Below are 1,762 nucleotides of genomic sequence, written 5' to 3'. Positions count from 1 at the left end.
ACCATTCGCACCGGAGTTAAACAGCTCAGAAAGGCTATGGGAGTGGATGCGGGAGCATGACTTATCAAACAAAGCATTTTCAGGTTATGAAAATATTGTAGATTGTTGCTGTGAAGCTTGGAATAACCTTTGCAGCGAAGCTGGTCGACTGTTCAGTCTGTGCTCCCGTGATTGGGCAGTTATACAGTAGTTAGAAAATTCAATTGGTATTATATATTTAATAACTCAAAGAAAAAATATATGCAAAAATTACAAAGTGACAATAAATAGCAAGCCTTTTATATGTCGTTAAGCTTCCGAAATAGATTTTAATTTAAATATGAAGAAAGTATGTCTTGTTACAAATGTATTACCAAGCTACCGGAAAGACTTTATTCAGAGGCTGATTAAATCAAAGGATATAGATATTAAAATTTATTGTCAGAGGGAGTTGCAAGGCTCTAAACATAATTGTATCGATGAGGAAGTTTTAAATGGATCTGTTCAGTATGTAAAGCACTATACTATCGGAAATAATAAACTTGTTTTTCAGTTTTTACCATTTTACAGAATGCTAACTTCGTTTGACTACTATGTCTTCACAGGTAATCCCAGAGTTGTTTCATCAGTAATATTATCCACTATTTTATTCTTATTAGGAAAAAAAACAGTTGTTTGGGGGCATGTTCACACTGCAGGGGCTTCAAAAATTACCGAGAAGATTAGGTTGTCATGGTGGAAGTTTTTTAGTGGTGCGCTTGTTTATACTGAAAAAGAGAAAAGGGATTTGAGCCAACTAGGGTTCAACGGCAGTGTGACTTCCCTGAATAATGGGTTGAATTATTCTGAGGTAATCAAAGCAAAAGAGAAGAACTCTAATCCTTATTTCGACCGGTATAAAGATGGCTGTTTCGTTTCTTGCTGTCGTTTAATTGGAAAGAATAAACTTGATTTGTTTGTAGATGTGTTTTCAAAATTGGTCGAGGAGAATGATTCTCTTCAATGGGTGATTATTGGCGATGGCGCGGAGAGAGAAAAGCTGGAAAAAAAATAATGGAGGCGAGTTTATCTGGCCATATTGAAATGGTTGGAGCAATTTATAATGAGGATGAAATTGCCAAAATATTAATGAAGGCAAAGTTCTTTATCCATCCTGGAGCTGTAGGACTCTCCATACTTCATGCTCTGTCATACAACATACCGGTTATTACTCATAATGACGGTAATAACCATATGCCTGAGTTTTGTGTACTTGAAGATGGCGTTAACTCGTTATTGTATGACAATAAACAAGGCCTACTGTCCACAGTTAAGAGTGCACTATCCTTACCAAGGGCAGATTATCAACAGTTAGCAAAAAACTGCTCAGATGTACCAGAGTACTCTCATAATACAAGAGTAATGGCTGAGAGATTTATTCAAGCCATGAAATAATAAAAATATATGTGAAGGTTAAATATATATGCTCAAGGATCGAGTTAACTTATCAAAAAGCTTGCTTTTTCTTCTTTTTGGATCTTTATCTTGGTATGGCTCGAATGGTATAAACGTACCCTATGAATTCCATAGAGCCTGTAAATAATTCTGTGTAAACGCCACCAAAACTATTACTCCTTGAACCGGTCAGGAAACATAATTTCAAACCGGTTCATGGCTGCTTTCCAGTTCCTGATCGGCATGGTCCATTTCTCGGAAGCTTTTTCCATGGCCAGATAGATTACCTTCATGACTGACTCATCAGTCCGAAAAATCTTCCGGTTCTTGATCGCCTTACGAATGACGC

At 36.7% G+C, this 1,762-nt stretch carries 2 protein-coding genes and 2 pseudogenes; 3 read left to right on the top strand and 1 reads right to left on the bottom strand.

Annotated elements, in window-relative coordinates; genetic code table 11:
- From AK963_RS36200 to AK963_RS28525, 3 genes and pseudogenes are all read left to right on the top strand, one after another.
- Nucleotides 1–190, top strand: a pseudogene (locus tag AK963_RS36200) (IS630 family transposase); the annotation flags it as partial.
- Between the two features lie 129 nt (nucleotides 191–319).
- A complete protein-coding gene (locus AK963_RS28530) occupies nucleotides 320–1,033 on the top strand; it encodes a glycosyltransferase family protein (RefSeq protein WP_066018665.1) in 714 nt (237 codons plus the stop codon).
- The gene (locus AK963_RS28525) at nucleotides 1,033–1,413 is read left to right on the top strand and encodes a glycosyltransferase (protein WP_066018664.1); all 381 of its coding nucleotides are present in this window, start codon (nucleotides 1,033–1,035) and stop codon (nucleotides 1,411–1,413) included. The genes AK963_RS28530 and AK963_RS28525 overlap by 1 nt, the downstream gene beginning before the upstream one ends.
- A 173-nt stretch (nucleotides 1,414–1,586) precedes the next feature.
- Here the strand turns inward: AK963_RS28525 and AK963_RS32770 are convergent.
- A pseudogene (locus AK963_RS32770) lies at nucleotides 1,587–1,762 on the bottom strand (IS256 family transposase); the annotation flags it as partial.

It is taken from the genome of Endozoicomonas atrinae, from assembly GCF_001647025.1.
Classification (GTDB): domain Bacteria; phylum Pseudomonadota; class Gammaproteobacteria; order Pseudomonadales; family Endozoicomonadaceae; genus Endozoicomonas; species Endozoicomonas atrinae.
Note: the sequence above shows the minus strand (reverse complement) of the source record. Positions and strands in the feature narration are given on the sequence as shown.